This window comes from Variovorax sp. RCC_210 (assembly GCF_041355175.1).
GTDB lineage: Bacteria > Pseudomonadota > Gammaproteobacteria > Burkholderiales > Burkholderiaceae_C > Variovorax.
Genome location: NZ_JBFUPJ010000005.1, coordinates 214,284 through 238,107 on the forward strand (window position 1 = coordinate 214,284; position 23,824 = coordinate 238,107).

The 23,824-nt window shown below is 67.4% G+C and carries 24 protein-coding genes; 22 read left to right on the plus strand and 2 right to left on the minus strand.

Going from position 1 to position 23,824, the window contains the following annotated elements; all coding sequences use genetic code 11:
• Window positions 1-50: 50 nt before the first annotated feature.
• From AB6807_RS17540 to AB6807_RS17645, 22 genes are all read left to right on the plus strand, one after another.
• Window positions 51-746, plus strand: a complete 696-nt coding sequence (locus AB6807_RS17540) for a transposase (protein ID WP_371085546.1) — start codon at window positions 51-53, stop codon at window positions 744-746.
• Between the two features lie 186 nt (window positions 747-932).
• Window positions 933-5,681 (plus strand): glutamate synthase-related protein, encoded by a 4,749-nt coding sequence (locus tag AB6807_RS17545; RefSeq protein ID WP_286513266.1) that lies wholly within the window; start codon window positions 933-935, stop codon window positions 5,679-5,681.
• Window positions 5,682-5,715: 34 nt separating this feature from the next.
• Complete coding sequence (locus AB6807_RS17550) at window positions 5,716-7,194, plus strand: glutamate synthase subunit beta (protein ID WP_116912200.1); 1,479 nt, start codon at window positions 5,716-5,718, stop codon at window positions 7,192-7,194.
• A gap of 100 nt (window positions 7,195-7,294) precedes the next feature.
• Window positions 7,295-8,125 (plus strand): ABC transporter ATP-binding protein, encoded by an 831-nt coding sequence (locus AB6807_RS17555; RefSeq protein ID WP_116912199.1) that lies wholly within the window; start codon window positions 7,295-7,297, stop codon window positions 8,123-8,125.
• The gene (gene mlaE, locus AB6807_RS17560; RefSeq protein ID WP_116912198.1) at window positions 8,122-8,904 is read left to right on the plus strand and encodes a lipid asymmetry maintenance ABC transporter permease subunit MlaE; all 783 of its coding nucleotides are present in this window, start codon (window positions 8,122-8,124) and stop codon (window positions 8,902-8,904) included. The genes AB6807_RS17555 and mlaE overlap by 4 nt, the downstream gene beginning before the upstream one ends.
• Window positions 8,905-8,942: 38 nt before the next feature.
• Window positions 8,943-9,443, plus strand: a complete 501-nt coding sequence (gene mlaD, locus AB6807_RS17565; protein ID WP_116912197.1) for an outer membrane lipid asymmetry maintenance protein MlaD — start codon at window positions 8,943-8,945, stop codon at window positions 9,441-9,443.
• A gap of 35 nt (window positions 9,444-9,478) precedes the next feature.
• A complete protein-coding gene (locus AB6807_RS17570; protein ID WP_207786783.1) occupies window positions 9,479-10,195 on the plus strand; it encodes a VacJ family lipoprotein in 717 nt (238 codons plus the stop codon).
• Window positions 10,196-10,366: 171 nt separating this feature from the next.
• Complete coding sequence (locus tag AB6807_RS17575; protein WP_116912195.1) at window positions 10,367-11,026, plus strand: phospholipid-binding protein MlaC; 660 nt, start codon at window positions 10,367-10,369, stop codon at window positions 11,024-11,026.
• Between the two features lie 3 nt (window positions 11,027-11,029).
• Complete coding sequence (locus AB6807_RS17580) at window positions 11,030-11,305, plus strand: lipid asymmetry maintenance protein MlaB (RefSeq protein WP_116912194.1); 276 nt, start codon at window positions 11,030-11,032, stop codon at window positions 11,303-11,305.
• Window positions 11,306-11,338: 33 nt separating this feature from the next.
• Window positions 11,339-12,286, plus strand: coding sequence for an ABC transporter ATP-binding protein (locus AB6807_RS17585; RefSeq protein ID WP_116912193.1), 948 nt, complete (start codon window positions 11,339-11,341; stop codon window positions 12,284-12,286).
• Between the two features lie 5 nt (window positions 12,287-12,291).
• Window positions 12,292-13,047 carry an ABC transporter permease gene (locus tag AB6807_RS17590; protein WP_371085649.1) on the plus strand — a complete coding sequence of 252 codons (756 nt, stop codon included), beginning with the start codon at window positions 12,292-12,294 and terminating at the stop codon, window positions 13,045-13,047.
• 20 nt (window positions 13,048-13,067) lie between these two features.
• Entirely contained in the window at window positions 13,068-13,310 is a 243-nt protein-coding gene (locus AB6807_RS17595; RefSeq protein ID WP_093048598.1) for a BolA family protein, read from the plus strand.
• Window positions 13,311-13,352: 42 nt separating this feature from the next.
• The gene (gene murA, locus AB6807_RS17600) at window positions 13,353-14,645 is read left to right on the plus strand and encodes a UDP-N-acetylglucosamine 1-carboxyvinyltransferase (protein WP_371085547.1); all 1,293 of its coding nucleotides are present in this window, start codon (window positions 13,353-13,355) and stop codon (window positions 14,643-14,645) included.
• Complete coding sequence (gene hisG / locus AB6807_RS17605; protein WP_116912190.1) at window positions 14,642-15,283, plus strand: ATP phosphoribosyltransferase; 642 nt, start codon at window positions 14,642-14,644, stop codon at window positions 15,281-15,283. Before murA ends, hisG begins: the two co-directional genes overlap by 4 nt.
• A gap of 19 nt (window positions 15,284-15,302) precedes the next feature.
• Window positions 15,303-16,679: a histidinol dehydrogenase gene (gene hisD / locus AB6807_RS17610; RefSeq protein ID WP_371085548.1), complete on the plus strand. Its 1,377-nt coding sequence runs from the start codon at window positions 15,303-15,305 to the stop codon at window positions 16,677-16,679.
• A gap of 42 nt (window positions 16,680-16,721) precedes the next feature.
• Window positions 16,722-17,573 (plus strand): hypothetical protein, encoded by an 852-nt coding sequence (locus tag AB6807_RS17615; RefSeq protein ID WP_371085549.1) that lies wholly within the window; start codon window positions 16,722-16,724, stop codon window positions 17,571-17,573.
• Window positions 17,570-17,944, plus strand: coding sequence for a hypothetical protein (locus AB6807_RS17620; protein ID WP_371085550.1), 375 nt, complete (start codon window positions 17,570-17,572; stop codon window positions 17,942-17,944). The genes AB6807_RS17615 and AB6807_RS17620 overlap by 4 nt, the downstream gene beginning before the upstream one ends.
• The gene (gene hisC / locus AB6807_RS17625; RefSeq protein ID WP_116912186.1) at window positions 17,941-19,032 is read left to right on the plus strand and encodes a histidinol-phosphate transaminase; all 1,092 of its coding nucleotides are present in this window, start codon (window positions 17,941-17,943) and stop codon (window positions 19,030-19,032) included. The genes AB6807_RS17620 and hisC overlap by 4 nt, the downstream gene beginning before the upstream one ends.
• Entirely contained in the window at window positions 19,029-19,646 is a 618-nt protein-coding gene (hisB, locus tag AB6807_RS17630) for an imidazoleglycerol-phosphate dehydratase HisB (protein WP_116912185.1), read from the plus strand. Before hisC ends, hisB begins: the two co-directional genes overlap by 4 nt.
• 19 nt (window positions 19,647-19,665) lie before the next feature.
• Window positions 19,666-20,322, plus strand: coding sequence for an imidazole glycerol phosphate synthase subunit HisH (gene hisH / locus AB6807_RS17635; RefSeq protein WP_371085551.1), 657 nt, complete (start codon window positions 19,666-19,668; stop codon window positions 20,320-20,322).
• A 63-nt stretch (window positions 20,323-20,385) separates the two neighbouring features.
• A complete protein-coding gene (hisA, locus tag AB6807_RS17640; protein WP_116912183.1) occupies window positions 20,386-21,129 on the plus strand; it encodes a 1-(5-phosphoribosyl)-5-[(5-phosphoribosylamino)methylideneamino]imidazole-4-carboxamide isomerase in 744 nt (247 codons plus the stop codon).
• A 19-nt stretch (window positions 21,130-21,148) separates the two neighbouring features.
• Window positions 21,149-22,321 (plus strand): AAA family ATPase, encoded by a 1,173-nt coding sequence (locus AB6807_RS17645; protein WP_371085552.1) that lies wholly within the window; start codon window positions 21,149-21,151, stop codon window positions 22,319-22,321.
• Here the strand turns inward: AB6807_RS17645 and AB6807_RS17650 are convergent.
• Window positions 22,318-22,929, minus strand: a complete 612-nt coding sequence (locus AB6807_RS17650) for a hypothetical protein (protein ID WP_371085553.1) — start codon at window positions 22,927-22,929, stop codon at window positions 22,318-22,320. The two genes, AB6807_RS17645 and AB6807_RS17650, sit on opposite strands and share 4 nt — an antisense overlap.
• Complete coding sequence (locus AB6807_RS17655) at window positions 22,884-23,804, minus strand: hypothetical protein (protein ID WP_371085554.1); 921 nt, start codon at window positions 23,802-23,804, stop codon at window positions 22,884-22,886. Before AB6807_RS17655 ends, AB6807_RS17650 begins: the two co-directional genes overlap by 46 nt.
• Window positions 23,805-23,824: the final 20 nt, after the last annotated feature.

Here is a 23,824-nt window from a genome sequence, read left to right on the forward strand (position 1 = left end):
ACACACAGCGCTCACACACAGCCCGCAGGTCGGTTCGCAGACACACGCCCATGGCCCGTCTTCCCCGTCTCACCCTGGCCGGCATGCCGCACCACGTGATCCAGCGCGGCAACAACCGCCAGCCGATCTTCGTGGACCGTGCCGACCACGAGAAGCTGCTCTCGCTGCTGGCCGAAAACGCCGTGCGCTTTCGCGTCGCGCTGCACGCCTACGTGCTGATGGACAACCACTTTCACCTGCTGGCCACGCCCGACAGCACCACCGGCCTGCCGCAGCTCATGCAGTCGGTGGGGCGCAGCTACGTGCGTTACTTCAACGACCGGCACGGCCGCAGCGGCACGCTGTGGGAAGGGCGCTACCGCTCGACGCTGATCCAGACCGACCGCTACCTACTGACCTGCATGGCCTACATCGACCTGAACCCGGTGCGCGCGGGCATGGTGGCCGATGCGCGCGACTTTCCGTGGTCCAGCCACTGCCACTACGCCGGGCTGCGGCACGACCGGCTGCTGACGCCGCACCCGCTGTACTGGGAGCTGGGCAACACGCCGTTCGCGCGGGAGGCCGCCTATGTCGAGTTGGTGCGCGGCGGCGTGCGCGGGGCCGACCAGGCGGCACTGACCGAGGCCACCTTGCGCGGCTGGGCAGCGGGCGACGAGGATTTTCTGGACTCGCTGCAGAAGTCCACTGAGCGCCGGGTGGTGAAGGCCAAGGCGGGTCGGCCGCCTTCCAACCCCCAATCCTGAGCGCTTGAACCGCCGCTTCGCCTCGGCAGCAATAGGTCATTCGCTCCTGTTTTTGATATGTCCCCAATTTAATTCCGATCAGAAAACTCAAGATTTAATAGGAATCTGACCCCTATTAAAGTGTTTGGCATTCTTTGTGCATCGCAATATGCTCCCTTTCCCTGCGAAAACTGAAGGAGCGCGCCCATGACGACGGCTGCCGAGATTCAACATCTCCAAGAACACGGTCTGTATTCCGGTGCCGACGAGCACGATGCCTGCGGCGTCGGCTTCGTTGCACACATCAAGGGCGAGAAGAGCCATGCCATCGTGCTGCAGGGCCTCAAGATCCTTGAAAACCTCGACCACCGCGGCGCCGTCGGCGCCGACAAGCTCATGGGCGACGGCGCGGGCATCCTGATCCAGCTGCCCGACCACCTCTACCGCGAGGAAATGGCCAGCCAGGGCGTCACGCTGCCCCCGCCGGGCGAATACGGCGTCGGCATGATCTTCCTGCCCAAGGAACACGCGTCGCGCGAAGCCTGCGAGCAGGAAATGGAACGCGCCATCAAGGCCGAGGGCCAGGTGCTGCTGGGCTGGCGCGACGTGCCGGTCAACCGCGACATGCCCATGTCGCCCACCGTGCGCGCCAAGGAACCGCTGCTGCGCCAGGTGTTCATCGGCCGCGGCAACGATGTGATCGTGCAGGACGCGCTGGAACGCAAGCTCTACGTGATCCGCAAGACCGCCAGCGCCAACATCCAGCGGCTGAAGCTCAAGCACAGCAAGGAATACTACGTTCCCAGCATGTCGAGCCGCACGGTGGTCTACAAGGGCCTGCTGCTGGCCGACCAGGTCGGCACCTACTTCCTCGACCTGCAGGACAAGCGCTGCGTGTCGGCCCTGGGCCTGGTGCACCAGCGCTTCTCGACCAACACCTTCCCCGAATGGCCGCTGGCGCACCCGTACCGCTACGTGGCGCACAACGGCGAAATCAACACCGTCAAGGGCAACTACAACTGGATGAAGGCGCGCGAGGGCGTGATGTCTTCGCCGGTGCTGGGCGCCGACCTGCAAAAGCTGTACCCCATCAGCTTCGCCGGCCAGTCCGACACCGCCACTTTCGACAACTGCCTGGAGCTGTTGACGATGTCCGGCTACCCCATCAGCCAGGCCGTGATGATGATGATTCCCGAGCCCTGGGAACAGCACGCCACCATGGACCCGCGCCGCCGCGCGTTCTATGAATACCACGCCGCCATGCTCGAGCCGTGGGACGGCCCGGCTTCCATCGTGTTCACCGACGGCCGCCAGATCGGCGCCACGCTCGACCGCAACGGCCTGCGCCCCTCGCGCTACTGCGTGACCGACGACGACCTGGTCATCATGGCGTCGGAGTCGGGCGTGCTGCCCGTGCCCGAGCAGAAGATCGTGCGCAAGTGGCGCCTGCAGCCCGGCAAGATGTTCCTGATCGACCTGGAACAGGGCCGCATGATCGACGACGAGGAGGTCAAGTCCACCCTCGCCAACAGCAAGCCCTACAAGCAGTGGATCGAGAACCTGCGCATCAAGCTCGACAGCGTCAAGGCAGAACCGGTCTCCGCACCGTTGAGCCAGGTTGCGCTGCTCGACCGCCAGCAGGCCTTCGGCTACACCCAGGAAGACATCAAGTTCCTGATGAGCCCGATGGCGCAGGCCGGCGAAGAAGGCATCGGCTCCATGGGCAACGACAGCCCGCTGGCCGTGCTCTCCAGCAAGAACAAGCCGCTGTACAACTACTTCAAGCAGCTGTTCGCGCAGGTGACCAACCCGCCGATCGACCCGATCCGCGAAGCCATCGTCATGTCGCTGGTGTCCTTCATCGGCCCCAAGCCCAACCTGCTGGACATCAACCAGGTCAACCCGCCGATGCGGCTCGAAGTGAGCCAGCCGATCCTCGACTTCTCCGACATGGCGAAGCTGCGCGACATCGGCAAGTACACGCAAGGCAAGTTCAAGAGCTACGTGCTCGACATCACCTACCCGCTGGCCTGGGGCGACGAAGGCGTGGAAGCCAAGCTGGCCTCGCTGTGCGCAGAAGCCGTGGACGCCATCAAGGGCGGCCACAACATCCTCATCGTGAGCGACCGCGGCGTGAGCCCCACGCAGGTGGCCATTCCCGCGGTGCTGGCACTGTCGGCGGTGCACCAGTACCTGGTGCGCGAAGGCCTGCGCACCACCGCCGGCCTGGTGGTGGAAACCGGCTCGGCGCGCGAGGTGCATCACTTCGGCGTGCTGGCGGGCTACGGCGCCGAAGCCGTGCACCCGTACCTGGCCATGGAAACGCTGACGGCCATGCACGCCGACCTGCCGGGCGACCTGAGCGCCGACAAGGCCGTCTACAACTACGTGAAGGCCATCGGCAAGGGCCTGTCGAAGATCATGTCGAAGATGGGTGTCAGCACCTACATGAGCTACTGCGGCGCGCAGCTGTTCGAGGCCATCGGCCTGAACACCGCCACCGTCAACAAGTACTTCACCGGCACCGCCAGCCGCGTGGAAGGCATCGGCGTCTTCGAGATCGCCGAGGAAGCCATCCGCATGCACAAGGCCGCCTTCAGCGACGACCCGGTGCTGGCCACCATGCTGGACGCCGGCGGCGAATACGCCTGGCGCACCCGCGGCGAAGAGCACATGTGGACGCCCGACGCCATCGCCAAGCTGCAGCACAGCACGCGCTCCAACAACTGGAACACGTACAAGGAATACGCGCAGCTCATCAACGACCAGAACCGCCGCCACCTCACGCTGCGCGGGCTGTTCGAGTTCAAGATCGACCCGGCCAAGGCCGTGCCGGTCGACGAGGTCGAGTCGGCCGTCGAGATCGTCAAGCGCTTCGCCACCGGCGCCATGTCGCTGGGCTCCATCAGCACCGAGGCGCACGCCACGCTCGCCGTGGCCATGAACCGCATCGGCGGCAAGAGCAACACAGGCGAAGGTGGTGAAGACCCCGCGCGCTACCGCAACGAGCTCAAGGGCATCCCGATCAAGCAGGGCGACACGCTCAAGAGCGTGATCGGCGCTGCCAACGTCGAGGTCGACCTGCCCCTGAAGGACGGCGACTCGCTGCGTTCGCGCATCAAGCAGGTCGCCTCGGGCCGCTTCGGCGTCACCGCCGAGTACCTGCATTCGGCCGACCAGATCCAGATCAAGATGGCGCAGGGCGCCAAGCCGGGCGAGGGCGGCCAGCTGCCCGGTGGCAAGGTCACCGAGTACATCGGCAAGCAGCGCTATGCGGTGCCGGGCGTTGGCCTCATCTCGCCGCCGCCGCACCACGACATCTACTCGATCGAAGATCTCGCGCAGCTCATTCACGACCTGAAGAACACCGCGCCGCACGCCAGCATCAGCGTGAAGCTGGTGAGCGAGATCGGCGTAGGCACCATCGCGGCGGGCGTGGCCAAGTGCAAGAGCGACCACGTCGTGATCGCCGGCCATGACGGCGGCACGGGCGCGTCGCCCTGGTCGTCGATCAAGCACGCGGGCAGCCCGTGGGAAATCGGCCTGGCCGAAACGCAGCAGACGCTGGTGCTCAACCGCCTGCGCAGCCGCATCCGCGTGCAGGCCGACGGCCAGATGAAGACCGGCCGCGACGTCGCCATCGGCGCGCTGCTGGGCGCGGACGAGTTCGGCTTCGCGACCGCGCCGCTGGTGGTCGAGGGCTGCATCATGATGCGCAAGTGCCACCTGAACACCTGCCCGGTGGGCGTGGCCACGCAGGACCCGATCCTGCGCAAGAAGTTCTCGGGCAAGCCCGAGCACGTCGTCAACTACTTCTTCTTCGTGGCCGAAGAAGTGCGCCAGATCATGGCCCAGCTGGGCATTCGCAAGTTCGACGACCTGATCGGCCGCGCCGACCTGCTCGACATGCGCAAGGGCATCGAGCACTGGAAGGCCTCGGGCCTCGACTTCAGCCGCCTGTTCGCGCTGCCGAGCGTGCCGGCCGACGTGCCGCGCTTCCATGTGGAGAACCAGGAGCACGGCCTGGAGCGCGCGCTCGACGTCAAGCTCATCGAGAAGTCGCGTCCCGCCATCGACAAGGGCGAGAAGGTGCAGTTCATCGAGGTGGTGCGCAACGTCAACCGCTCGGTGGGCGCGATGCTCTCGGGCGCGCTGACCAAGGTGCATCCGCAAGGGTTGCCCGACGACTCGATCCGCATCCAGCTCGAAGGCACGGGCGGCCAGTCGTTCGGTGCCTTCCTGGCGCGCGGCATCACGCTGTACCTGATCGGCGACGCCAACGACTACACCGGCAAGGGCCTCTCGGGCGGCCGCGTGGTGGTGCGCCCCAGCCTGGACTTCCGCGGCGAAGCGGTGCGCAACACCATCGTCGGCAACACCGCGCTGTATGGCGCGACCACCGGCGAGGCCTACCTGTGCGGCGTGGCCGGCGAGCGTTTCGCGGTGCGCCTGTCGGGCGCCACGGCGGTCATCGAGGGCACCGGCGACCACGGTTGCGAGTACATGACCGGCGGCACGGTGGCCGTGCTCGGCAAGACCGGCCGCAACTTCGCGGCCGGCATGAGCGGCGGCGTGGCCTTCGTGTACGACGAAGACGGCCAGTTCGCCTCGCGCTGCAACCTCGCGATGGTGTCGCTGGACAAGGTGCTCACCTCGGCCGAGCAGACGGCGAGCGTGCACCGCAAGATCTGGCATGGCGGCGAGACCGACGAAGCGCAGCTGAAGAAGCTGCTCGAAGACCACCACCGCTGGACCGGCAGCAAGCGCGCGCGCGAGCTGCTCGACACCTGGGCCGTGTCGCGCACCAAGTTCGTGAAGGTGTTCCCGAACGAATACAAGCGCGCGCTGGCCGAGCTGCACGACCGCAAGGTCGAGCTCACGAGCAGCGGCAACAACGCGCACGTCGGCCTCGAGCCGCATGCGCTGGTGGCCCCGTCCGCAACCGCCGCGGTCTGAGCGGCACCGAACACGAAGAACAGAGGAAAGCACGATGGGAAAGATCACCGGCTTCATGGAGCATGAACGCGTCGAAGAGGGCTACAAGCCCATCGAGGAGCGCGTCAAGCACTACAAGGAATTCGTCGTCGGCCTGGACACCGACCAGGCCAAGGTGCAGGGCGCGCGCTGCATGGACTGCGGCACGCCGTTCTGCAACAGCGGCTGCCCGGTCAACAACATCATTCCGGACTTCAACGACCTGGTGTACCGCAACGACTGGCAGAACGCCTTCGCGGTGCTCGACTCGACCAACAACTTCCCCGAGTTCACCGGCCGCATCTGCCCCGCGCCCTGCGAGGCGGCGTGCGTGCTCAACGTGAACGACGACGCGGTCGGCATCAAGTCGCTGGAGCACGCGATCATCGACCGCGCCTGGGACGAAGGCTGGGTGGCGCCGCGCGTGGCCAAGCACAAGACCGGCAAGAAAGTGGCCGTGGTCGGTGCCGGCCCCGCCGGCATGGCCGCCGCGCAGCAGCTGGCGCGCGTGGGCCACGACGTGACCCTGTTCGAGAAGAACGACCGCATCGGCGGCCTGCTGCGCTACGGCATTCCCGACTTCAAGATGGAGAAGACGCACATTGACCGCCGCGTCGAGCAGATGAAGGCCGAGGGCGTCACCTTCCGCACCGGCGTGATGGTCGGCGCCGCGAAAGACCCGCTGGGCAAGGGCTCGAAGGTGACGAACCTGGCCAAGGAAACCGTCACGCCCGAACAGCTGCAAAAGGAGTTCGACGCCGTGCTGCTCACCGGCGGCGCCGAGCAGTCGCGCGACCTGCCGGTGCCCGGGCGCGACCTTGACGGCATTCACTTCGCCATGGAGTTCCTGCCGCAGCAGAACCGCGTCAACGCGGGCGACAAGGTCAAGGGCCAGCTGCGCGCCGACGGCAAGCATGTGATCGTCATCGGCGGTGGCGACACCGGCTCCGACTGCGTGGGCACCAGCAACCGCCATGGCGCGGTCAGCGTCACGCAGTTCGAACTGATGCCGCAGCCGCCCGAGGAAGAAAACCGTCCCATGACCTGGCCGTACTGGCCGGTGAAGCTGCGCACCAGCTCCAGCCATGAAGAAGGCTGCGAGCGCGAGTTCGCCATTTCCACCAAGGAATTCATCGGCGAAAAGGGCAAGGTCACCGGCCTGAAGACGGTTCGCGTCGAATGGAAGGACGGCAAGATGCAGGAAGTGGCCGGCAGCGAGCAGGTGCTCAAGGCCGACCTCGTGCTGCTCGCGATGGGCTTCATCAGCCCCGTGGCCACCGTGCTCGATGCCTTCGGCGTGGAGAAGGACGCCCGCGGCAACGCGCGTGCCACGGTCGACTTCATCGGCGGCTACGCCACCAACGTTCCCAAGGTGTTTGCCGCGGGCGACATCCGCCGCGGCCAGTCGCTGGTGGTGTGGGCGATTCGCGAAGGCCGTCAAGCGGCGCGTTCGGTGGATGAATTTCTGATGGGATTCAGCGACTTGCCGCGCTGAATTTTGTTTCAATTTCGCGGGTCCGGTCACGGCCCCGTTATCATCCGCGTGAAACCGCATGCCGGGATGCTTGTGAAAGCGCCCCGGCTTTTTTATTGAGATGGACCCAGCCGCACCCCTGCCACATCCCTTCGTAGAGTTCCGCGACGTCACGTTCGGCTACGGCGCGCGCGCCATTCTCGACGGCGTTTCATTCACCGTGCCGCGTGGCAAGGTGACGGCCCTGATGGGTGCATCGGGCGGTGGCAAGACCACCGTGCTGCGCCTCATCGGCGGACAGCAGAAGGCCCAGCGCGGCGAGGTTCTTTTCGATGGTCAGGATGTCGTCAGGTTCGACGCCAAGGCGCTCTACGCGGCACGTCGCCGCATGGGCATGCTCTTTCAGTTCGGCGCCTTGTTCACCGACATGAGCGTGTTCGACAACGTGGCGTTTCCGCTGCGCGAGCACACGCAACTCTCCGAAGCGCTGGTGCGCGACGTGGTGCTCATGAAGCTCGATGCCGTGGGCCTGCGCGGCGCGCGCGACCTGATGCCCAGCGAGGTGTCGGGCGGCATGGCGCGGCGCGTGGCGCTGGCACGGGCCATCGCGCTCGACCCCGACCTCGTGATGTACGACGAGCCCTTCGCCGGCCTCGACCCCATATCGCTGGGCACGGCGGCGCGCCTCATTCGCCAGCTCAACGACACGCTCGGGCTCACCAGCATCATCGTGTCGCATGACCTGGAAGAAACCTTCCGCATCGCCGACCACGTGATCATCCTGGCCAACGGCGGCATCGCGGCGCAGGGCGCGCCCGACGATGTGCGCAACAGCGCCGACCCGCTGGTCCACCAGTTCGTGAACGCGCTGCCCGACGGGCCGGTGCGTTTCCACTACCCGGGCGTCAGCATCGAAGACGACTTCGGCAATGGCGAAGGAGGCCGCTCATGAGCTGGTGGAAGCCTGCCGACATCGGCTACGGCGTGCGCAGCCACCTGGCCAACCTGGGCTACGGCGCGAAGCTCTTCCTGCGCCTGCTGGGGCCGGGCGCGCAGATCATGCGGCGCTTCAGCCTGGTGCGCGACCAGATCCATTTCCTGGGCAACTACTCGCTGGCCATCATCGGCGTGTCGGGCCTGTTCGTGGGTTTCGTGCTGGGGCTGCAGATGTACTACGCGCTGCAGCGCTACGGTTCTTCCGAAGCGCTGGGCCTGCTGGTCACGCTGAGCCTGGTGCGCGAGCTCGGGCCGGTGGTGGCCGCGTTGCTCTTCACCGGCCGCGCCGGCACGTCTCTGACGGCCGAGATCGGCCTCATGAAGGCCGACGAGCAGCTGAGCGCCATGGAAATGATGGCGGTCGACCCGGTGCAGCGCATCCTGGCGCCGCGCTTCTGGGCCGGGGTGATCACCATGCCGCTGCTGGCGGCCGTGTTCAGCGCGGTCGGCATCATGGGCGGCTACGTGGTGGGCGTGCTGATGCTGGGCGTGGACCCGGGCGCTTTCTGGGGCCAGATGCAGGGCGGCGTCGACGTGTGGCGCGACGTGGGCAATGGCGTCATCAAGAGCATCGTGTTCGGTTTCACCGTGACCTTCATCGCGCTGCTGCAGGGCTACGAGGCCCAGCCCACACCCGAAGGCGTGTCGCGCGCGACCACGCGCACGGTGGTGACGGCGTCGCTGGCGGTGCTGGGGCTGGACTTTCTGCTCACCGCCATGATGTTCAGTATCTAAAGGGGCCCGCCCCCAATCGTTTCTAGAGAGTGCAAACCATGCAACGTTCCAACAATGACATCTGGGTCGGCCTGTTCGTGCTGATCGGCGCGGCCGCATTGCTGTTCCTGGCGCTGCAGTCGGCCAACCTGCTGAGCCTGAACTTCCAGAAGACCTATTCAGTCACCGCGCGCTTCGACAACATCGGCGGGCTCAAGCCGCAAACCGCGATCAAGAGCGCGGGCGTGGTGGTCGGCCGGGTGGAGTCCATCTCCTTCAACGACAAGACCTTTCAGGCCGACGTCACACTGGCTTTGCAAAACCGCTACAGTTTTCCCAAGGACAGCTCGCTCAAGATCCTGACCAGTGGCCTGCTCGGCGAGCAGTACATCGGGATCGAGGCGGGCGCCGAGGAGAAGAACCTGCAGGCCGGCGACACCATCACTGCCACGCAATCCGCGGTGGTGCTGGAAAACCTGATCAGCCAGTTCCTCTACAGCAAGGCCGCCGACGGGAGCTCGAACTCCGGTTCGGCGCAGGGAACCCCCAATAAAAAATGAAAACACGATCCTTTTTGCAAGTCGCCCCGACTGCCATGAAAAACCTCGCCAAATACGCGCGCTGGACCAGTGCCGCCGCCGTGTTTGCCCTTGTCGCCGGCTGTGCCACCGGCCCCAACGCGAACCCGTCCGACCCGTTCGAGCCCTTCAATCGCGGGGTGTTCACCTTCAACGACAAGCTCGACGAAGCCGTGCTGGTGCCTGTGTCCACGGCATACGTCAACGTGCTGCCCTCGATGGTGCGCACCGGCGTGAACAACTTCTTCGGCAACATCGGCGACGTCTGGAGCTTTGCCAACAGCGTGGCCCAGCTGAAGCTGCAGAACAGCGCCGAGACCTTCATGCGGGTCAACGTCAACACCTTCTTCGGCCTGGGCGGCCTGCTCGACGTGGCCACCGAGGCCGGCATCGACCGCCATGACGAAGACTTCGGCCAGACGCTCGGCCGCTGGGGCGTGGGTGCCGGCCCGTACATCGTGCTGCCGGTGCTGGGCCCGTCCACGCTGCGCGACACGATCGCCAAGCCGGTCGATTTCTACGGCGACGGCCTCAATGCCCTGAACGACGTGGCATGGCGCAATTCGCTGACCGTGCTGCGCGTGGTCGACAAGCGCTCGCAGTACCTGCGCGCCGGCCGTTTGATCGACGACGCCGCGCTCGACAAGTATTCGTTCACGCGCGATGCCTTCCTGCAGCGCCGCCGCAGCCTGATCCAGGACGGCAAGTCGCCGGACGAGGACGCCGGCAAGTAAGACCGAGTCGACGGGCCGCGACAGTGCACAGGCCGCCTGCTTGCATTCCGTTGCAAGGCTTCACCTGTGCTTCAGGAACCCGGTAGGCCGGGGCCCTGTCGAACCCGTTCTATGCGTGGCACGCCATTCCTGTGCGTGCTGCGTGAAACCAGAAACCAGAGGGACCTGTCAATGAACAACAAGATGATCCTGCAACGACGCGGCTTCGGCCACCTGGTGCTCGCCGGCGCGATGCTGTTCAGCGCCGCCGCCACCTTCGTGAGCCCCGCGCGCGCCGCGGACGAAACCCCCGATGCGTTGGTCAAGCGCATCTCGACCGATGTGCTCGAGACCATCAAGTCGGACAAGTCCATCAAGTCGGGCGACGTCAACAAGATCATGGTGCTGGTCGACAGCAAGATCATGCCCAACGTCAACTTCCAGCGCATGACGGCCTCGGCCGTCGGCCCGGCCTGGCGGACCGCCACGCCCGAGCAGCAGAAGCGGCTGCAGGAAGAGTTCAAGACGCTGCTGGTGCGCACCTACGCGGGCGCGCTCGACCAGGTGAGCGACCAGACCGTCAGCGTGCGTCCGTTCCGCGGCTCGGCCGACGACACCGACGTGCTGGTGCGCACCGAGGTCAAGGGCCGCGGCGACCCGGTGCAGCTCGACTACCGCCTCGAGAAAACCCCCGGCCAGGGCGCCGGCTGGAAGGTCTACAACCTGAATGTGCTGGGCGTGTGGCTGGTCGACACCTACCGCACCCAGTTCTCGCAGGAAATCAACAAGAGCGGCGTCGACGGCCTCATTTCCGCCCTGGCCGCGCGTAACAAGGGCAACAGCAAGGGCTGACCGATGCTGGTTTTGCCCACGCGCCTGACCCACGACGAGGCCCCCGCCTGCATGCGCATGCTGCAGCAGGGGCTCAAAGGCCAGACCGATTCGTCCTCCACCGTGGTGGACGCCACCGCGCTGGCCCAGTTCGATTCGTCCGCGCTCGCGGTGCTGCTCGAATGCCGGCGCGAATCCAGCGCGCTGGGCCGCGGTTTCTCGGTGAAGGGCTTGTCGCCGCGCCTGCGCGAGCTGGCCGCGCTGTACGGAATCGCAGGCCTTTTGCCCGCCGCGCCCTGAAAAAGTAACGGCCCCGTAAAATCGCGGGCTCCCATGCCCGCGATCTCATTCCAATCGGTCTCCAAGACCTACCCCCCCTCCAGACAGCAAAAAGCCCAAGGCAAGCAAGGGCTCAAGGCGGTCGACGAGGTCACATTCCAGATAGAGCCAGGCGAATTCTTCGGTCTGCTCGGGCCGAACGGGGCGGGCAAGACCTCCCTGATCAGCATGCTCGCGGGCCTGTCGAGGCCCACGTCCGGCGCCATCAGCGTGCACGGTTTCGACGTGCAGCGCGACTTCGCCGAGGCGCGCCGCCAGCTGGGCATCGTGCCGCAGGAGCTGGTGTTCGACCCCTTCTTCAACGTGCGCGAGTCGCTGCGCATCCAGTCGGGCTACTTCGGCATCAAGAACAACGAAGCCTGGATCGACGAGCTGTTGCAGAGCCTGGGCCTTGCCGACAAGGCCACGGCCAACATGCGCCAGCTCTCGGGCGGCATGAAGCGCCGGGTGCTGGTGGCGCAGGCGCTGGTGCACAAGCCGCCGGTGATCGTGCTGGACGAACCCACGGCCGGCGTCGACGTCGAGCTGCGCCAGACGCTCTGGCAGTTCGTCGCGCGGCTGAACAAGCAGGGCAGCACCGTGCTGCTGACCACGCACTACCTGGAAGAGGCCGAGGCGCTGTGCAACCGCATCGCGATGCTCAAGCAGGGCCGCGTGATTGCGCTGGACCGCACCAGCGAGCTGCTGAAGTCGGCCGCCAGCAATGTGCTGCGCTTCAAGACCGACGCGATGCTGCCCTGGGCCATTGCCCAGCATGCGCGCATCACCGGGCGCATCGTGCAGTTGCCGGCGCAGAACGCCCATGAAGTCGAACAACTGCTGGCCGCGATCCGCGAAGCCGGCGTCGCGGTGGAAGATGTGGAAATGCGCAAGGCCGACCTGGAAGACGTGTTCATCGACCTGATGGCGGGTGAGCAGACGCCGCTGGAGGTCGCAAGATGATGGCTGTGACTGGTTGGCGCGCGCTTTTATATAAAGAGACATTGCGCTTCTGGAAGGTCGGTTTCCAGACCGTCGGGGCGCCGGTGCTCACCGCGCTGCTGTACCTCATGGTGTTCGGCCATGTGCTCGAGGGCCGCGTCACGGTCTACGGCACGGTCGGCTACACCGCCTTCTTGGTGCCCGGCCTGGTGATGATGAGCGTGCTGCAGAACGCGTTCGCCAACAGCTCGTCGTCCATCATCCAGAGCAAGATCATGGGCAACCTGGTGTTCGTGCTGCTCACGCCGCTGTCGCACTGGGGCTGGTTCCTTGCGTACGTGGGCTCGTCGATCATCCGCGGGCTGGCCGTGGGGCTGGGCGTGTTCGTGGTCACCATGTTCTTCGCCATGCCCGACTTCGTGGCGCCGCTGTGGATCATCGTGTTCGCGCTGCTGGGCGCCGCAATGCTCGGCACGCTGGGCCTCATTGCCGGCCTGTGGGCCGAGAAGTTCGACCAGATGGCGGTATTCCAGAACTTCCTGATCATGCCCATGACCTTCCTGTCGGGCGTGTTCTATTCCATCGGCTCGCTCCCGCCGTTCTGGCAGAAGGTGAGCCACCTGAACCCGTTCTTCTACATGATCGACGGCTTCCGCTACGGCTTCTTCGGCGTGAGCGACGCCTCGCCCTGGCTGAGCTTCGGCATCGTCGGCACCGCCTGGCTGGTGGTGAGCGCGGTGGCCGTCCATTTGCTGCGCATCGGCTACAAGATTCGCGGCTGAACGTTTTTTCCCCACATCCCATGACCGCCGAACAACTCCAGGCCCTGATCCAGTCCCATCTCCCGTGCGAGCACATCACGCTCGAGGGCGACGGTCGACATTGGTACGCCACCATCGTCTCGGCCGAATTCGAGGGCAAGCGCTCGATCCAGCGCCATCAGCGGGTCTACGCCACCCTCGGTGCGAAAATGCACACCGACGAGGTGCACGCGCTTTCGATGAAGACCTACACGCCGGCCGAATGGGCCGCAGTGGAAAAATAACGTTCCGGCCCCCGTGGGGCCCCTGATTTCGCTGGAATTTCGATGGACAAACTTCTGATTCGCGGCGGGCGAGAGCTCCGCGGCGAAGTACTCATTTCCGGCGCCAAGAACGCCGCGCTGCCCGAGCTGTGCGCGGCGCTGCTGACCGAGCAGCCCGTGACCCTGCACAACGTGCCGCGCCTGCAGGACGTGTCGACCATGCTCAAGCTGGTGCGCAACATGGGCGTGACCGCCGAGCGCGACGACAACGGCACCGTGCGCCTGAACGCGGGCGACCTGGGCAACCCCGAGGCCCCCTACGAGCTCGTGAAGACCATGCGCGCCTCGGTGCTGGCCCTGGGCCCGCTGCTGGCGCGCTTCGGCCACGCCAAGGTGTCGCTGCCCGGCGGCTGCGCCATCGGCTCGCGGCCGGTCGACCAGCACATCAAGGGCCTGCAGGCCATGGGCGCGGAGATCGTGGTCGAGCACGGCTACATGGTCGCGCGCCTGCCCGAGGGCCGCACCCGCCTGAAGGGCGCGCGCATTTTGACCGACATGGTCACCGTCACCGGCACCGAGAACTTCCTGATGGCCGCCGCGCTGGCCGAGGGCGAGACGCTGCTGGAAAACGCCGCGCAGGAGCCCGAGATCGTCGACCTGGCCGAAATGCTGATCCGCATGGGCGCGAAGATCGAAGGCCACGGCACCAGCCACATCCGCATCCAGGGCGTGGAAAAGCTGCACGGCTGCGAACACGCGGTGGTGGCCGACCGCATCGAGGCCGGCACCTTCCTGTGCGCCGTGGCGGCGACCGGGGGCGAAGCCTTTTTGCGCCATGCGCGCGGCGACCACCTCGACGCCGTGATCGACAAGCTGCGCGATGCCGGCTGCACGATCGCCTGCGAAACAGACGGCGTGCGCATTGCTTCGAAAGGTCCGGCCCACGCGCACCTGAAGGCGCAGAGCTTCAGCACCACCGAATACCCCGGCTTTCCGACCGACATGCAGGCGCAGTTCATGGCGCTGAACGTCATTGCGCGCGGCGCCTCGATGGTCACCGAGACCATCTTCGAGAACCGCTTCATGCACGTGAACGAGATGGTGCGCCTGGGCGCGCGCATCCACGTCGAGGGCAAGGTGGCGATGGTCGAGGGCGTGCAGCAGCTCTCGGGCGCCACGGTGATGGCCACCGACCTGCGCGCCTCGGCCAGCCTTGTCATCGCCGGCCTCGTGGCCGAGGGCGAGACGCTGGTCGACCGCATCTACCACCTGGACCGGGGCTACGACCGCATGGAAGCCAAGCTTCGCGGGCTCGGTGCCGACATCGAACGACTGACCGGAGCGGCCGCCGCATGATCACCCTTGCCCTTTCCAAAGGCCGCATCTTCGAAGAGACGATGCCCCTGCTGGCCGCCGCCGGCATCGAGGTCACCGAAGACCCCGAGAAATCGCGCAAGCTGATCCTCGAGACCACCCGCCCCGACGTGCGCGTGGTGCTGGTGCGCGCGTCCGACGTGCCCACCTACGTGCAGTACGGTGGCGCCGACCTCGGCGTGACCGGGCTCGACGTGCTGCTGGAGAACGGCAACCAGGGCATGTACCAGCCGCTGGACCTGCGCATCGCGGCCTGCCGCCTGAGCGTGGCCGTGCGCAACGACTACGACTACGCCTCGGCCGTGAAGCAGGGCTCGCGCCTGCGCGTGGCGACCAAGTACGTCGGCCTGTCGCGCGACTTCTTCGCCAGCAAGGGCGTGCACGTCGACCTGATCAAGCTCTACGGCAGCATGGAGCTGGCGCCGCTCACCGGCCTGGCCGATGCCATCGTCGACCTGGTGTCGACCGGCAACACGCTCAAGGCCAACCACCTGGTCGAGGTGGAACGCATCATGGACATCAGCGCCCGCCTGGTGGTGAACCAGGCCGCGCTCAAGCTCAAGCGCGAGCCCATCCGCCGCATCATCGACGCGTTCGCGTCGGCCATTCCCTCCGCCTGAACCTTTCCGCCTGGACCCCATGACTCTGAAAGCAGCCCCCGCCCGACTCTCCACGACTTCAGCCAGCTTCGACGCTGAATTCAAGGCGCGGCTGCATTGGTCCGCGGACGCCGACGCGGCCATCGAGAAGGTGGTGGCGGACATCCTGGTCGACGTGCAGAAGCGGGGCGACGAGGCGGTGCTGGAGTACACGCGCCGCTTCGACGGCCTCGGCGCCGCCACCGTGGCGGAACTCGAACTGACGCAAGGCGACTTCAAGGAAGCCTTCGACTCGCTGCCCGAAGACCAGCGCGCCGCATTGCAGGCCGCGGCCGACCGCGTACGCAGCTACCACGAGGCGCAGAAGAAGGCCAGCGGCGAAAGCTGGAGCTACCGCGACGCCGACGGCACGCTGCTGGGCCAGAAGGTCACGCCGCTGGACCGCGTCGGCATCTACGTGCCCGGCGGCAAGGCGGCCTATCCGTCGAGCCTGCTGATGAACGCCATTCCGGCCCACGTGGCCGGCGTGGGCGAAATCATCATGGTGGTCCCCACGCCCGTGAAGGGCAGCGTGGCCACCGGTGGTGCGGGCGGGCAGTCGTCCACCAAGGGCGAGCGCAACGTGCTCGTGCTGGCGGCCGCCTACGTGGCCGGCGTCACGCGCGCCTTCACCATCGGCGGCGCGCAGGCCGTGGCCGCGCTGGCCTACGGCACCGCGACCATTCCCGCCGTCGACAAGATCACCGGCCCCGGCAACGCCTACGTGGCCGCCGCCAAGCGCCGCGTGTTCGGCACCGTGGGCATCGACATGATCGCGGGCCCCAGCGAAATCCTGGTGCTGGCCGACGGCAGCACGCCGCCCGAGTGGGTGGCCATGGACCTGTTCAGCCAGGCCGAGCACGACGAGCTGGCCCAGAGCATCCTGCTGTGCCCCGATGCGGCCTACATCGACCGCGTGCAGGCCGAGATCGACCGCCTGCTGCCGGCCATGCCGCGCGCTGAAATCATCGCCGCCTCGCTCAACGGCCGCGGCGCGCTGATCCACACGAAGAGCATGGAAGAGGCCTGCGAGATCAGCAACCGCATCGCCCCCGAACACCTCGAGGTGAGCAGCAACGAGCCCGGCCGCTGGGAGCCGCTGCTGCGCCACGCGGGCGCGATCTTCCTGGGCGCCTTCACCAGCGAAAGCCTGGGCGACTACTGCGCCGGCCCGAACCACGTGCTGCCCACCAGCGGCACCGCACGCTTCTCGAGCCCGCTGGGCGTGTACGACTTCCAGAAGCGCTCCAGCCTCATCGAGGTCAGCGAGGCCGGCGCCCAGGTGCTGGGCCCCATCGCCGTGACGCTGGCCGAGGGCGAGGGCCTGCAGGCGCACGCGGAAGCCGCGCGCATGCGGCTGCGCAAATCCGCTGCGTAAGATCCGGGCTTCCACAACAAGCCTCCGGGGGGAGCAAGCAAGATGATTGATCGTCTGTACCGTTCGCGTCTTTTCCGATTCGCAACCGGCCTTGCCGCGGGGGCCGCGTTGCTGGCCGCCTGCACCCAGATGCCGCAGGCGCCGCGCGACCTGTCTTCCGTGGGCGCCACCTCCAGCGTGGCCCCTGCATCCGCTGCACCTGCCGCCCCCGCGCCGCAGCTCGGCACGCAATGGGGCGAAGGCCTCGAGTCGAAGACCCGCAGCGTCGTCACCAAGCGCCTGTCGGCCCAGCCCGACGACGTGGCCTCGCTCGGCTACAACGAAGCTTCCGCCGTGCGCCGCGCCGTGGGCAACAACCCCGAGCGCCGCCTGAGCATGCTGCTGGCCGACGGCGATGTCGAATGGTCGGTGCTCGACGAAGAGGGCCGCGCGTTGCCGCTGCAGCGCGCGCGCCGCGGTGCCGGCCCCGGTGCTGACGACACCTTCCGCCTGGCCGGCGTCGAAGGCGCGCGCTACACGCTGCGCTTTCGCAACCTCAGCGAGCGCAGCTACGAGGTGATCGCCACGGTCGACGGCCTCGACGTGCTCAACGGCAAGCCCGGCAGCCTGCGCAACGGCGGCTACGTGCTGCGCCCGCTGCAGGCGCTCACCATCGAAGGCTTCCGCAAGAGCCAGAACGAGGTCGCGGCCTTCCGCTTCGCCGCCCCGGGCCGTGCCTATGCCGCCAATACCGAAGCCGGCGACGTGCGCAACATAGGCATGATCGGTGCCGCGCTGTTCGAGCTCGAGGAGCCCGACGCGCCCCGCCGCCAGCGCCGCGACGCCGCCCCCTCGCAGCCCAGCGCCTTCCCGGCCGACGGCGCCTACGCGCCGCCGCCGCGCTACCGCAAATGAAGGGGCGCGCCGCCTTCTTGCTGGCCATGTCCGTGGCCGTGGCCGTGGTTGCGCTGGCGTCTGCCGTGGGCGCGCAGGCCATGAGCATCCGCGAGCTGCGCACGCTCGAGGCCGGCGAAAAAGACGGCAAGGCCTACGCCAGCTACTACCTGGTCGGCGTGCTCGAGGGCCTGCGCGAAGGCGTCGAGGCCTCGCAGCGCAACGGGCAGAAGCCCGTGTTCTGCGTGGAGGGCCGCCGCCTCGAACCCGCCATGGCGCGCTCGCTCTACCAGACCGAGCTGAGCCGCAACGCCGACAGTTATGAAGCCGACATGCCCGTGCAACTGGTCATGGCCGGCGCCCTGAAGAACAGCTACCGCTGCACCCGATGACCGCTCCTGAATCCGCCCGTTCCCCGATCGACCGCATCCGCAACGACGTGCGCGCCATGCATGCCTACGCGGTGCAGGACGCGAGCGGCTTCATCAAGCTCGACGCCATGGAAAACCCCTTCGGCCTGCCGCCCGCGCTGCAGGCCGAACTGGGCGCGCGGCTGGGCGCGCTGGCGCTGAACCGGTACCCGGGCGAGCGCGGCGCCGAACTGCAGCGTGCGCTCGCCGCGCATGCGCAGATGCCCGAGGGCTTCTCCCTGATGCTGGGCAACGGCTCCGACGAACTCATTTCGCTGCTCGACATTGCCTGCGACCAGCCCGGCGCCACCGTGCTCGCGCCGCTGCCGGGCTTCGTGATGTACGCCATGAGCGCGCAGCTGCAGGGCCTGAAGTTCGTCGGCGTGCCGCTCACGGCCGACTTCGAGCTCGACGAGGCCGCCATGCTGGCCGCCATTGCGCGCGAGAAGCCGGCCATCGTCTACCTGGCCTACCCGAACAACCCGACCGCCAACCTCTGGGACGACGCCGTCATCGAGAAGATCGTCGAAGCCCAGGGCGCGCAGGGCGGCCTGGTGGTGATGGACGAGGCCTACCAGCCCTTCGCCGCCAGGAGCTACATCGACCGGCTGGCGAAGCACGGCCATGTGCTCTTGATGCGCACGCTCAGCAAGTTCGGTCTGGCCGGCATCCGCCTGGGCTACCTGATGGGCCCGGCCGCGCTGGTGGCCGAGATCGACAAGGTGCGCCCGCCGTACAACATCAGCGTGCTGAATTGCGAGTGCGCGCTGTTCGCGCTGGAGCACGCCGAGGTGTTCGAGGCCCAGGCCCGGCAGATCCGCGAGGAGCGCGAGCGCCTGATGACGGGGCTCGGCCGCCTGCCCGGCGTGAAGACCTGGCCCAGCGACGCCAACATGATCCTGCTGCGCGTGCCCGATGCCACCAGGACCTTCGAGGGCATGAAGGCGCGCGGGGTGCTGGTGAAGAACGTTTCTAAAATGCACGAACTGCTCGCAAATTGCCTGCGCCTCACCGTCGGAACGGCCGACGAGAATGCGCGGATGCTGGCGGCACTCGAAGCCTCACTATGACCACCCCCACCCCCCAGGACAGCGGCGACCGCATCGCGTCCGTCACCCGCAACACCGCGGAAACCAAGATCACCGTCAGCGTCAACCTCGACGGCACCGGCCGCGCCAAGCTCGCGACCGGCATCGGCTTCTTCGACCACATGCTCGACCAGATCGCCCGCCACGGGCTGATCGACCTCGACATCGACTGCCAGGGCGACCTGCACATCGACGGCCACCACACGGTGGAAGACGTTGGCATCACGCTCGGCCAGGCCGTGGCGAAGGCCATCGGCGACAAGAAGGGCATTCGCCGCTACGGCCATGCCTACGTGCCGCTGGACGAAGCACTGAGCCGCGTGGTCATCGACTTCTCGGGCCGCCCCGGCCTCGTCATGCACGTGCCCTTCACCAGCGGAATGATCGGCACCTTCGACAGCCAGCTCACCTACGAGTTCTTCCAGGGCTTCGTCAACCACGCGTTCGTCACGCTGCACATCGACAACCTGAAGGGCGTCAACGCCCACCACCAGTGCGAAACGGTGTTCAAGGCCTTCGCGCGCGCCATGCGCGGCGCGCTGGAGCTCGACCCGCGCTCCGTCGGTGTCATTCCGTCGACCAAGGGCTCGCTCTGAAGCGCGCCGGCGAACAGCTATGAAATCTGTAGCAAATACCGTCGCGGTCGTCGACTACGGCATGGGCAACCTGCATTCCGTGTCGCAGGCCGTGCGCCATGCGGCCGACCAGGTGGGCGTGGAGGTGTTCGTCACCTCCGACCCCGACGTGGTGCGCAAAGCCACCCGCGTGGTGCTGCCGGGGCAGGGCGCCATGCCCGACTGCATGCGCGAGCTGCGCGAGTCGGGCCTGCAGGAATCGGTGCTCGAGGCGGCGGCCAGCAAGCCGCTGTTCGGCGTGTGCGTGGGCATGCAGATGATGCTGTCGCGCAGCCACGAAGGCCCGACCGACGGCCTGGGCCTCATTCCGGGCGAGGTCGTCAAGTTCGACCTGACCGGGCGCCTGCAGCCCGACGGCAGCCGCTTCAAGGTGCCGCAGATGGGCTGGAACCAGGTGCGCCAGGCCCAGCCGCACGCCGTGTGGGCGGGCGTGCCCGACGACAGCTACTTCTATTTCGTGCACAGCTTCTACGCCCGCCCGGTCGACGCCAAACACAGCGTGGGCGAAGCAGATTACGGCGCGAGCTTTACCGCGGCCATTGCACGCGATAACATTTTTGCCACCCAGTTCCACCCGGAGAAGAGTGCGGACCACGGGCTGCAGCTGTATCGCAACTTCCTCCACTGGAATCCCTGAACCTTTTTTCCCGTCCGGGCCGAACCCTCCACAGCCCGGACTCTGCTCACTCGCGTCACTTCCATGCTCCTCATTCCCGCCATTGACCTCAAAGACGGCCACTGCGTTCGCCTCAAGCAGGGCGACATGGACCAGTCCACCATCTTCAGCGAAGACCCCGCAGCCATGGCCCGCAAGTGGGTCACGGCCGGCGCGCGCCGGCTGCACCTGGTCGACCTGAACGGCGCCTTCGCCGGCAAGCCGCAGAACCACGCGGCGATCAAGGCGATCCTGAAGGAAGTCGGCGACGACATTCCCGTGCAGCTCGGCGGCGGCATTCGCGACCTCGACACCATCGAGCGCTACATCGACGACGGCCTGCGCTACGTGATCATCGGCACCGCCGCGGTCAAGAACCCTGGCTTCCTGAAGGACGCCTGCAGCGCCTTCGGCGGCCACATCATCGTGGGCCTGGACGCCAAGGACGGCAAGGTCGCCACCGACGGCTGGAGCAAGCTCACGGGCCACGAGGTGGCCGACCTGGGCAAGAAGTTCGAGGACTACGGCGTCGAGTCGATCATCTACACCGACATCGGCCGCGACGGCATGCTGTCGGGCATCAACATCGAGGCCACCGTCAAGCTGGCGCAGGCGCTGACCATTCCGGTGATCGCCTCGGGCGGCCTGTCGAACATGCTGGACATCGACAACCTCTGCGCCGTGGAGTCCGACGGTGTCGAAGGCGTGATCTGCGGACGCGCCATCTATTCGGGCGACCTCGACTTCGCCGCCGCGCAGGCCCGCGCGGACGAACTGGCCGGCGCCTGACCGTTTCCTTCCCCAGCGCGTGCTCTCCGCGCTCGCCATTGCCAACTACCGCTCGCTGCGCCAGCTGACGGTGCCGCTGGGCCGGCTCACGCTGGTGACCGGCGCCAACGGCAGCGGCAAGTCGAGCGTGTACCGGGCGATGCGGCTGCTGGCCGACATCGCCAACGGCGGCGTGATCCGCTCGCTGGTGCGCGAAGGCGGCTTGTCTTCCACGCTCTGGGCGGGCCCTGAACGCTTCTCGGCGGCCATGCTGCGTGGCGACGTGCCCGTGCAGGGCACCACGCGCAGCGAGCCGGTTGCGCTGAAGCTCGGCTTCGCCGGCGTGGACATGGAAGATTTCGGCTACGCCATCGACATCGGCCTGCCGCCACCCATTCCGTCGACTGCCTTTTCGCGCGACCCGCAGATCAAGCACGAGGCCATCTGGAGTGGACCGCTGCTGCGCCCGTCCACCCAGCTGGTCGACCGGAAGGGCGCCGCGCTGCGCCTTCGTGACGGGCGGGGCTGGCAGGCGACGGGCCGGCCGATTCCGGCCTTCGCCAGCATGATGACCGAGCACGCCGACCCGCGCGACGCGCCCGAGATGCTCACGCTGCGCGAGCAGATGCGCTCCTGGCGCTTCTACGACCACTTCCGCTCCGATGCCGAGGCGCCCGCGCGCCAGCCGCAGCTGGGCACCTACACGCCCGTGCTGGCCAACGACGGCGCCGACCTGGCCGCGGCGCTGCAGACCATCCGCGAGATCGGCGACGGCCAAGCGCTCGACCGTGCCGTGGACGACGCCTTTCCGGGCGCGCGCGTCGAGGTGCAGGTCACGGCCGACCGCTTCGAGACGCTCATGCACCAGTACGGCCTGCTGCGCCCGCTGACGGCCGCCGAGCTGTCCGACGGCACGCTGCGCTACCTGCTGTGGATTGCCGCGTTGCTCACGCCCCGGCCGCCCGCGCTGCTGGTGCTCAACGAACCCGAGACCAGCCTGCACCCCGACCTGCTGCCGGCGCTCGGGCGCCTCATCGCGCAGGCGGCGCGGCAGTCGCAGGTGATCGTGGTATCGCATGCCGCGCGGCTGATCGCCGCGCTGGAAGACGGCAACGGCCTGCAGCCGGTGGTGCTCGACAAGCAGTTCGGTGAAACCCGCATCGCGAACCTCGACATGAGCGAGATCCCGCGCTGGGAGTGGCCCGCGCGCTAAGGGGCTTCGGCCGTCACGCGATCGCGCGCCAGCGCCCGGAAGGCCGCGCTGGCGATCACGCCCTCGGTCTTGCGGTGCGAGGCCGCAAGGCGTGTGCGGTGCGGCATGGTGGCCGGCACGGCGCGCCAGTCGGCCAGGCTGGGGTCGTCGCTCCATGCCAGGTTCAGCACCAGGGTGCGGTGCAGCGACGGCAGGTCGTTGCCGTGGTCATCGCACACCGACTGCGTCTTCATGCGGTGCAGCACCGGCAGCAGCTCGGGCTCGGCGACCAGAAAGTCCAGCAGCCCACCGCCGCGCGCCAGCGCGAAGCCGGCGAAGGCCTGGAAGAACCAGTTCACGCCCGGGTTGTAGTTGTCGTACACGTGCAGCTCGTAGCGCACCAGCACCGTGGCCAGCAGTTGGCGAAAGCGCGGATGCCGCGCGCCGAAGTCGATCAGCCGGCAGACGTCGGCGGGGCTCTTGCGCGCGTACGGCGTGAGCGCCAGCCCGAACAGCGCCGGCAGCTCGGGCAGCCCCAGGTGGGCGGCGGCGCGGCTGCGGATGTCGGGCGCGTCGAAGCACATCAGCAGCAGCGCCATGTGCGCCGGCAGCGCGGGCAGGCGCTGCACGATGGCGTCCCGAGGTGGCCGCATTGCACCAGCGCATGCAGCAGGTTGACGAACTCGCCGCCGGTGCCCCGGTGCAGTTCGTGCAGCGGCGGCTCGGCGATCAGCGCCAGCGTGGCGTCGAGGTCGAAGCCGTCGAGCGTGCGCCAGAAGGCATGCACCCGCGGATGCGCGTAGCCGACCTTGAACGCATGGGCCTCCAGCGTGCAGCTGCGGACTTGGTAGTCGAGGCGGTTGGCCGTGGCGGCTGGGTCGCTGTCGAAGGCCGCGGTGTCGGCCACGCCGAACTCGGTGGGAATGTCGAAGGAGCCGTTGAAGAACCTGAACCGGTAGACCGGCGCGCCCTTGTGCAGCAGCTTGTCGCTGATGGCGCAGCGCGCCTTCGTCAGCGTGAGTTCGCCCTGCTCGAACCAGCAGAAGGGCGTGCGGCGCGGGTCCATGCCCCAGTCGCCCACGGTGCCGTCGAACACGCTGTCGACCCAGGCCTGTACCTCGGCATTGGCGTGCAGCGGGCGCTGGAGGGCGCTGCTGTCGTCTTGCGGCACGCGACGGGCCGCAAAATCCCAGAAGGCGCGGTAGCCGTGGCGGTACGCGTTCTGCACATGGGCGAGTGCCGCGGCGGTGTCGCCCGCCTTGGCCTCGGCGACCGCGGCCCAGAGCAGGAACTTGTGGTCCCGGCAGGCGAGGGCTGCATCGTCGGGCGGCATGGCGCGCGCCAGCGCAAGGGCCGCGTCGAGCCGGCCGGCGGCCAGGTGGTGTTCGAGCGTGTCGCTCAGCGCCTGCCAGGTGGCTTCGCACCGGCGGTCCAGGGCGAGAAGTTCGGCGAGCAGTTCGGTGAGCGAATTGGGGAAGGGAGGCGTGTCGGGGCTGGCTGGCATCGGGCCGCAGTGTTGCACAC